We start from the raw sequence: 8,711 nt of genomic DNA, 5'->3' as shown, positions 1-8,711 counted from the left end.
ACGCCTCACCGCGCCCCCCCAGCCGCCACGCCAACCGGAAGCGGGTGCGGCGTTTCCGCGGCCTACTTCAGGGTCCACCGCCCCCGTCGCCGCCGCGCGGCCGCCCCCGCTGGCTCGACGCGGACGACCCGGAGCACCCGCCCGAGGCGTCCTCGCGCGAGGTGCAGAACATCCCGCTCGGGCTGGGCGCGCTCCTGCTCGGCGTCGCCGCGGTGGTCTTCGCCGCGGTCGCCACCAGCTCGATGGACGCGCTGGCCCGCCTCGGCGTGCTGCTGGTGGCGACGGCGCTGATGCTGCTCGCCCCGCCGGTGCTGGCCCGGCGCGGGCTCACCTCCACCGCCGAGACCATCGCCGCGGTCGGGTTGCTGCTGGTGCCGCTGGCCGGGTACGCGCTCTGGGCCGTGGACCGGATCGGCGGCGGCTCGTCGGGTGCCGCGTTCGCCGGGACGATCTTTTTGGTCACCACGCTCGTCGCTCTCGGGTACGCGTACGGGACGGGTCTGCGCGCGCCACGCTTCGCCACAGTGCTGGCCGCCCAGCCGGTGCTGCCGCTGCTGGCGTACGAGCGGATCACCGGGCCGGTCGGCTGGGCGCTGGTGCTGACCGTGGTGGCAGTGCTCGACCTGGCGCTCGCGCGCTCGGCGGTGGTACGCGAGCGGCCCGTCCGGCGGGACCTGCCCGTCACCGAGCCGGCACCTCCCGTCCCGCCCCGGCAGCGCGCCGACGACGACCGGCCCGAGTCGGCGCCGGAGGAGTCCGCCGAGGTGCTGGGCGGTGAGACACCATCGGGTCCGGGCGCCACCGCCACCGCCCGGCCGGTGCCGTGGCTGCCCGAGCTGACCTGGCTGCTGCACGGCGTGGCGGTCGCTGTCGCGCTGGCGTACGCGGTGACCGGACTGCTGCGCGCCACCACGGTGCCGCCGGCCGCCGCCGCGGGCACGGTGCTGCTGCTCGCCGCCCTGGTCGCGCTGGCCGGGACGCTCGTGCTGCGCCGGCCGCCGCTGCCGGACGTGGGCGCCGGCATCCTCACGCTGGCGGTCATCGGCGCTCTCGGCCGGGTCGCCTCGGTGGCTCTGCCCGGCCGGTCCCTGCTGCTCATCTCCGCCGTCATCGCGCTGACCGGGCTCGCCGTCCGGGCCGTACCGGAGACGGCCCGGCGTGGCCCGCAGATCGCCTCCGCGGTGGCGCTCACGGTCAGCGGCCTGGTGGTCGCCGGTGGCGCGCTGCGCGCCGGGCTGGCCCCGGTCCGGGCCGCCTTGCCGGCGTGGTCGGCGGATCTGACCGGATGGCACGCCGAGCTGGCCCGGGCGGTCGGCCCGACCGGCTGGCAGCTCGCGGCCAGCGCGTCGTTGCTCACGATCGCCGCCGTGATCGCGCTGCCGGCCGAGATCCGGCGCGAGTTCGCAGTGGTCGGCGCGGCGCTCACCGCGCTCGCCGTACCCGCGTCGCTCGGTCTGGGCTGGGCGGCGGCCTGCTGGCCGATGCTGCTCACAGCGGTAGCGGTCGGCGTGCTCGGGCTGACCGCACGCACCGAACGGTCCGCTGTGGCGCACGCGGTGACAGCGGCCGGGCTGGGCCTGGTCGGCGCGGGTGCTTCGCTCGCTCGCCCGGCGCTCACCGCCGCCGCGCTGACTGTTCTGTTCCTGGCCGGGGCGCTGGTGTCCCTCGCCCCGCGGGTCCGGCTCGCCGCCGCCGCGACGGAGACGGTCTGCTCCTGGGCCGCGGGCGGCGCGGCGTTCGCCCTGCCCGGTGCCGTCGCCGCGTTCGTGGCGGCCACGGTGCCGACGCCGCCGGTCGCCACACCGGCGAACCTGCGCGAGATCACCGTGCCGATCCTCGCGGCGAGCTTCCTCGCCGTCTGTGTCACGCTCGGCTACGCCGCCCTGGTGCAGGTGGCGCAGCGGCACCTGAGCATGCCGCACGCGCTCGGTACGGTGCTCGGCGCGGTGGCGGTCGCCGCCGCCGCGTTCGGCGCGCCGGGCGCGACCTCGGCCGACGCCTGGGTGGGGAGTCTGCTCCTGGTCGCCGCCGCGCTGCTGGCGCTCGCCCCACGCATCGACGCCGGCCGCCGCGCGGACATGTCCCTCGACGGGTCCGACCTGGCGCTCGCCGCCACCACAGTGGCGCTCGTCGCCACGCTGGCCCGGATCGCCGCGGTGCTCGCCCCCGGCGGTCAGCTCGTGGTGGCCTCCGCGCTGGTGCTGCTGGTGGCGGTGGCCGCCCGCGCGCTGCCCGAGGAGTGGCGGCGCGGCCCGATTCTCGGCATCGCCGCCGGTGGCACGCTGATCGGCCTGATCGCCGCCTGGAGCGCGTTGCGCGGCGGACTCGGCGTGCTGGCCACCCCCGGCCCGATCTGGGCCGGTGACCTGTCCGGCTGGCCGGCCGCGCCGACCGGCGGGTCGACCTGGCAGGCCCCGGTGGCGCTGGCGCTGCTGGGGGTGACCGCGGCGATCCTCCTGCCGCCGCCGTGGAAGTACGACGTCTCCGGCCTGGCCGCCGTGCTCGCCACGGTGGGCGCACCGGCCGCGTTCGACCTGCCCTGGTGGTCCCCGGTGCTGGTCGGCTGCATGGTGGCCACCGTCTACGGCATGGCCGCCGCGGCCGCTGTCGATCCCCGGGCCGCGCTGTCCCGGGCCACAGTGGCCGGGGTGGTGGCTCTGCACGCGGCCGGGGCCGGGCTGGTACGGCCGTGGACGACAGCGCTGGCGCTGGGCAGCATCGCGCTGATCGGTGCGACGGTGGCCGCAGTGGCCCGCACGCTCGCGCCTTCCCTCGTCGACGACATCCGCAGCGAGGGCATGCCGCCGCACCTGGTGCAGGTGGGCGGCGCGGGCGCCGGAGCCGCACTGCTCGCGCTGCCCGGCGCGGTGGCCGCGCTGGCAGTCGAGTACGGCCGCCCACCGCAGGTGGTGCTCACCGCCGCGCTCGCCGCCGCCAGCATCGGGCTGGCCGCGATCGCGGCGGTACGTCGGCAGGTGCCGCAATACCTCCCGTACGCCAGCGTCGCGGTGGTCGGCGCGGCCACAGTGACCGCCGCCGCGGCGCTCGCTGTCGGCCTGCCGGCGGGCGTGTTCGCCGCCGCCGCCGCGCTGCTCGGTGTGCTCGCCGAACTGGTACGGGCGGCCACCGTCCCGCCCGCCGGTTCGGGCCGGCCGGTACGCCGCTGGACCGTGCTGCTCAACGGGGCGCTACGACGTGCCCCGGACGATCCCGAGCTGCGCTGGCGGGTCAGCCCGGCGGCCGGCGCGCTCGCCGCCGCGGCGCTGCCCACCGCACTGGCGCTGGCCACTCTGGCACCCTCACTCGTGGTGGCGCTGTTCTCGCCGTTCGCGGTGCTGGGCCGGGTGTGGCAGGGGCCACCACCGGAGTTGCTGACCCCGCCGCCGGAGGCGGTCAACCCCACGCACGTGCTCACCGCGCTGCTGCTGACGGTGACCGCGGCGCTGGCCGCCACCGGGTTCAGCGGCGGCCGGCGGTCCCGGGCGGTGCCGGTGATCCTGCCCGGCGCGGCGATCACCCTGCTGATCACGCCGGTGGCGCTGGGGCGGGGCTGGCCGGTGACCGCGCTTGCCGCGCTCGCGGTGTTCACCATCTCGATGCTCGGGCTGGCGCTGACCCCGCCACCGGCGATCGCCGAGCCGGGCCGGTCGATCCGGGTGGCCCGGGTGCTGGTCTTCGCGCTGGGGCTGGCCGCCGGTGGCGCCGGGCTGGCCGGCAGCCTCGCCACGAGCGACCTGACCGTGTTCACACTCGGCGGGGCGGTCGGCGTGGGTGCTGTCGCCGCGCTGTTCGGCACCACCCAGCGGGCGCGCATCCTGGGCTGGTTGTTCGGCTCGGTGATGGCTCAGCTGTTCGTGCTCACCATCGGCCTGAAGTCCGGGCTGGCGGCCGTCTGGTCCGCGTTCGGGGTGCTTGCCGTCGGCGCGGCGTTGCAGGTGTTCGCCGCCATGCTGCCCCGGCTGCGCCGTCCCGAGGCGTACCGGGAGGCGGCCACAGTCGAGTGGAGCGGCTACGGGGCGGCGCTCATCGCGCTGGCGCTGGCGTACGACTCGCCCCGGCACATCGCCGCGCTGCTGGCCGCCTGGGGCGCGGTCCTCGGGGTGGCGGCCAGCCGTCCGGGACGCCGTCCGATGGAACGCAACCTGCTGTTCTGGGCGGTGGTGGCCTGCGAGATCAGCGCCTGGTGGATCCTGATGCGGGTGGCCGACGTGGCGCTGCCGGAGGCGTACACGCTGCCGTTCGCCGCGCTGGCCCTGCTGGTCGGCGTCCTGCAACTGCGGCACCGGCCCGACCTGTCGAGCTGGGTGGCGTACGGGCCGGCGCTGGTCACCGCGTTCCTGCCCACGCTGGCGATCGTGATCGCGACCGAATCCAGCATGCTGCGTCAGGTGCTGCTGCTGCTCGGCGCCGTCGCGGTGCTGATCTTCGGCTCGACCAGCCGGCAGCAGGCCCCGGTGATCGTCGGGGCGACGGTGACCGCTATCGCGGCCGTGCACGCGTTGTTCAGCCTCGGCCCGTGGCTGGTCCTGATCCCGGTCGGCATCGTGCTGCTGGTGCTCGGTGCGAGCAACGAACGCCGCCGCCGTGCCCAGGAGCGCCTCCAGACCGCCCTGCGCGGCATGCGGTGAGCCGGTCCCGGTCGGGCCTGGGGCGCGACTGATCAGGTCACGCTCCGTGTCGACGGGCTGCGACGGCGATGGTGCCCTTCTACCGACTTTGCTCTGCACCCACTGACGCAGCAGTCACCCACTGTGACGACGGCCGCCGCCGAGCCGTTTGGGGGCGCGAGGCCGGGTTGCAGGTCAGAGCCGTGCTGCGCCGATGGCTGCAGAGCAAAGTGGGCGGAGGGCACAGACACGCGTCGGCCCGGCCGGTCACGCTGAGCGACCAGACACCTGGGAAACAGAGAGTGACGAGACGGTCAGATCAGGGAGGCGCGCAGCGCGGCATCCTTCTCCGCGACCAGGTCCTCCAGGCTCGCCTGGTAGGCGGCCATCCTGTCGCGCAGCACCGGGTCGGAGGCGCCCAGGATGCGTACCGCGAGCAGGCCGGCGTTGCGGGCGTTGCCGATCGACACGGTGGCGACCGGCACGCCGGCCGGCATCTGCACGATGGACAGCAGCGAATCCATGCCGTCCAGGTACTTCAGCGGCACCGGGACACCGATCACCGGCAGCGGGGTGACCGAGGCGACCATGCCGGGCAGGTGAGCCGCTCCGCCCGCGCCCGCGATGATCACCTGGACACCACGTCCGGCGGCGGCCCGGCCGTACTCGATCATCTTGACCGGGGTGCGGTGCGCCGAGACCACACCAACATCGTACGGCACGCCGAACTCGTCGAGCGCCTCGGCGGCGGCCTTCATGACCGGCCAGTCCGAGTCGCTGCCCATGATCAGCCCGACGGTGCTCATCAGTGCCCCTCCTGGAGCCAGCGGGCGGCACGCGCGGCCCGGGCCCGTACGTCGTCCAGGTCGTTGCCGAGCACGGTGACGTGCCCGATCTTGCGGCCCGGGCGCACCTGCTTGCCGTACAGGTGGACCTTGGCCCCGGGCTCGGCGGCGAACAGGTGGTGCAGCCGCTCGTCGATGGACTTGCCGCCCGGCGCGCCACCCAGCACGTTCGCCATCACCACGACCGGCGCGGTCAGCGAGGTGTCCCCCATCGGGTAGTCGAGCACCGCCCGCAGGTGCTGCTCGAACTGGGAGGTCCGGGCCCCTTCGATGGTCCAGTGCCCGGAGTTGTGCGGCCGCATCGCCAGCTCGTTGACGACCAGCCCGGACGGCGTGTCGAACAGCTCCACCGCGAGCAGGCCGACCACGCCGAGCGCGGTGGCCAGGTCGATGGCGAGCTGCTGCGCGGCCACGGCCTGCTCCTCGGGCAGGTCGGGCGCGGGCGCCAGCACCTCGACGCAGATGCCGTCGCGCTGCACCGTCTCCACCACCGGGTACGCGGCGACCTGCCCGAACGGCGAGCGCGCCACCTGCACGGCCAGTTCCCGGCGCAGCGCCACCCGCTCCTCGACCAGCAGCGGCGTGCCACCGGCGAGCAGCGTGGCGGCCAGCTCACCGGCCTGACCGGCGTCGTCGACCATCCAGACGCCGCGCCCGTCGTAGCCGCCCCGGGCGGCCTTGAGCACCACCGGCCAGCCGGTCTCCTCGCCGAAGGCGATCAGGTCGGCCGGGGACTCCACCGGACGCCACGCCGGGTTCGGCGCGCCCAGCTCGCCGAGCCGTTCCCGCATCACCCGCTTGTCCTGCGCGTGCACCAGCGCCTCGGCCGGCGGGAACAGCTTCACGCCCTCGTCGGTCAGGGTGCGGATGTGCTCGTTGGGGACGTGCTCGTGGTCGAAGGTGACCACGTCGCAGCCCTTGGCGAACGTCCGCAGCGCGGCCAGGTCGGTGTGGTCGCCGTACTGGACGTCGGCAGCGACCAGCGCGGCACCGTCGTCCGGGGCGAGCGCCAGCACGCGCAGCGACTGGCCGAGAGCGATGGCGGCCTGGTGGGTCATCCGGGCCAGCTGGCCGCCACCCACCATGCCCACGACGGGGAGACCAGTACGGGAGTCCATAGCGCCGCCAGCCTATAAGGGCCGGTGCCGGGCCGGACCGTGAGGGCGGCCCGGCCCACTCCGCTCAGCCGAGCTGCGCGATCAGCTCCTCGACGCCGGTCACCGGGCGCTGGCAGACGAAGCCCCGGCAGACGTACGCGGCGGGCTTCCCGTCGACGAACGGCCGCCCGGCCAGCAGCGGCACGCCGGGCTGGTCCGGGGCGCCGGCCACCACCACCGCGCCGGGCGGGGCGTGGCGCCGGGCGGCGGCCACCAGCGGGTCGCCCTCCGGGTCACCGGTCGCCACAGCGATCTCGTACGGCCCGGACAGCAGCGCCTCGCCGACGGTGGCCGCGTACCCGGTGAACCGGGCGTGCCTGTCGACGATCGGCGCGACCGTCGTCAGCGTCTTCTCGGCCGCCTCCCGGTAGCGGGTCTCGCCGGTCAGCGCCGCGTACGCCACGAGCGCCGCGACGATCGCCGACCGGCCCGACGGGGTCGCGTTGTCGGTCGGGTCGGCGGGCCGGGTGACCAGGCGCTCGGCGTCGTCGGCGGTGTCGTAGAAGGCGCCGTCCGGGCCGGCGAACCGGGCCAGCGCCACGTCGAGCAGCTCACCGGCCAGCGTCAGCCACCGCCCCTCGCCGGTGAGCTGATGCATCGCGCAGAACGCCTCGGCGACGCAGCCGTAGTCCTCCAGCACCCCGGCCGGCTGACCCACGACCTTGTCCCGGGAGACGCGGCGCAGCCGGCCGTCCACGAGATGCACGGTGGCCAGGTGCTCGGCGGCGTCCCGCATCGCACCGTCGGAGACGATGAGCACGCCGTCCATCAGGTTCGCGTCCTCATCGTCGGGCGACACGAGCAGCGCGGCGACCTGCTGGAACTCCGCGATGGCGGTGATCGCGAGCCCGTTCCAGGCGGCCACCACCTTGTCGTCGCGGGCGGGCTGGGGCCGGGTGTCGCGGGCGGCCAGCAGCCGGCCCACCACGTCCTGCCAGCGGGCCCGCACCTCCGGGTCGGCGTCGTCGACGTCCCGGGCCAGCCGCAGCACGCTGGTGCCGTGCTCGAACGTGCCGTCGGCGGTGACCTCGAAGAGGTCCGCGGCGAAGCGGCCGTCGTCCTCCCCCAGCACCTCGACGAGCTGGCCGGGCGTCCAGACGTAGGTGAGCCCCTCGACGCCCTCGGTGTCCGCGTCGAGCGCGGAGGCGAAGCCCTCACCGGCGCGGTGCAGCTCGTCGGCGAGGAAGCGGGCGGTGTCGCGGGCCACCCGGCGGGCCAGCCGGTCGCCGGTGAGCCGCCAGAGCTGGGTGTAGACCCGCAGCAGCAGCGCGTTGTCGTAGAGCATCTTCTCGAAGTGCGGCACGGTCCAGTGGCCGTCCACCGAGTAGCGGGCGAAGCCACCGGCGAGCTGGTCGTTGAGGCCGCCGCGGGCCATCGCCTCGCAGGTGTGCCGGACGATCTCCAGGCTGCGCGCCGAGCCGGTGCGCTGGTGGTGCCGGAGCAGGAAGAGCAGGTTCATGTGCGGCGGGAACTTCGGTGCGCCGCCGAAACCGCCGTTCGTCTCGTCGTACTCCCCGGCGAGCCGGCTCGCGGCGGCGTCGAGCAGTTCGGCGGTGAGCGGGGCGGTGACGCCGCCGACGGCCTGCGCGCCGCCGATCGCCTCGACCACTGCGGTGCCCTGCCGCAGCACCGCCTCGCGCTGGTCGCGCCAGGCGGTGGCGACCGAGCCGAGCAGCCGGATGAAGTTGGCGCGGGGGAAGTACGTGCCGCAGAAGAACGGGGTGCCGTCCGGCGTGGCGAAGACGGTCATCGGCCAGCCGCCCTGCCCGGTCATCGCCTGGGTGGCGGTCATGTAGACCGCGTCGACGTCGGGGCGCTCCTCGCGGTCGACCTTGACGCAGACGAAGTCGTCGTTCATCAGCCGGGCGACTGCCTCGTTCTCGAACGACTCGTGGGCCATGACGTGGCACCAGTGGCAGGCCGCGTAGCCGACCGAGATCAGCACCGGCACGTCGCGCCGTTTCGCCTCGGCGAACGCCTCGTCGCACCAGGGCCACCAGTCGACCGGGTTGTCGGCGTGCTGGAGCAGGTAGGGCGACGTGGCCTCGGCGAGTCGGTTCACCACCCGACCTTAGCGAGCGCGCGGAGCCGGTGCGGCGCGA

The 8,711-nt window shown here is 75.3% G+C and carries 3 protein-coding genes and 1 pseudogene; 1 reads left to right on the top strand and 3 read right to left on the bottom strand.

Going from position 1 to position 8,711, the window contains the following annotated elements; genetic code table 11:
* Nucleotides 1–110: 110 nt before the first annotated feature.
* Nucleotides 111–4,628 (top strand): annotated as a pseudogene (locus ABD52_RS08235) (SCO7613 C-terminal domain-containing membrane protein); the annotation flags it as partial.
* A gap of 293 nt (nt 4,629–4,921) precedes the next feature.
* On the opposite strand, the gene purE reads toward ABD52_RS08235, so the two are convergent.
* The 3 genes from purE to ABD52_RS08220 form a co-directional block, all read right to left on the bottom strand.
* Nucleotides 4,922–5,413, bottom strand: coding sequence for a 5-(carboxyamino)imidazole ribonucleotide mutase (purE, locus tag ABD52_RS08230; RefSeq protein WP_047891400.1), 492 nt, complete (start codon nt 5,411–5,413; stop codon nt 4,922–4,924).
* Entirely contained in the window at nt 5,413–6,570 is a 1,158-nt protein-coding gene (locus ABD52_RS08225; RefSeq protein ID WP_013284140.1) for a 5-(carboxyamino)imidazole ribonucleotide synthase, read from the bottom strand. Before ABD52_RS08225 ends, purE begins: the two co-directional genes overlap by 1 nt.
* Nucleotides 6,571–6,634: 64 nt before the next feature.
* Nucleotides 6,635–8,671 (bottom strand): thioredoxin domain-containing protein, encoded by a 2,037-nt coding sequence (locus tag ABD52_RS08220; RefSeq protein ID WP_047891399.1) that lies wholly within the window; start codon nt 8,669–8,671, stop codon nt 6,635–6,637.
* Nucleotides 8,672–8,711 lie beyond the last annotated feature (40 nt).

The organism is Micromonospora sp. RV43 (assembly GCF_001029515.1).
Lineage (GTDB): Bacteria > Actinomycetota > Actinomycetes > Mycobacteriales > Micromonosporaceae > Micromonospora > Micromonospora aurantiaca.
Note: the sequence above shows the minus strand (reverse complement) of the source record. Positions and strands in the feature narration are given on the sequence as shown.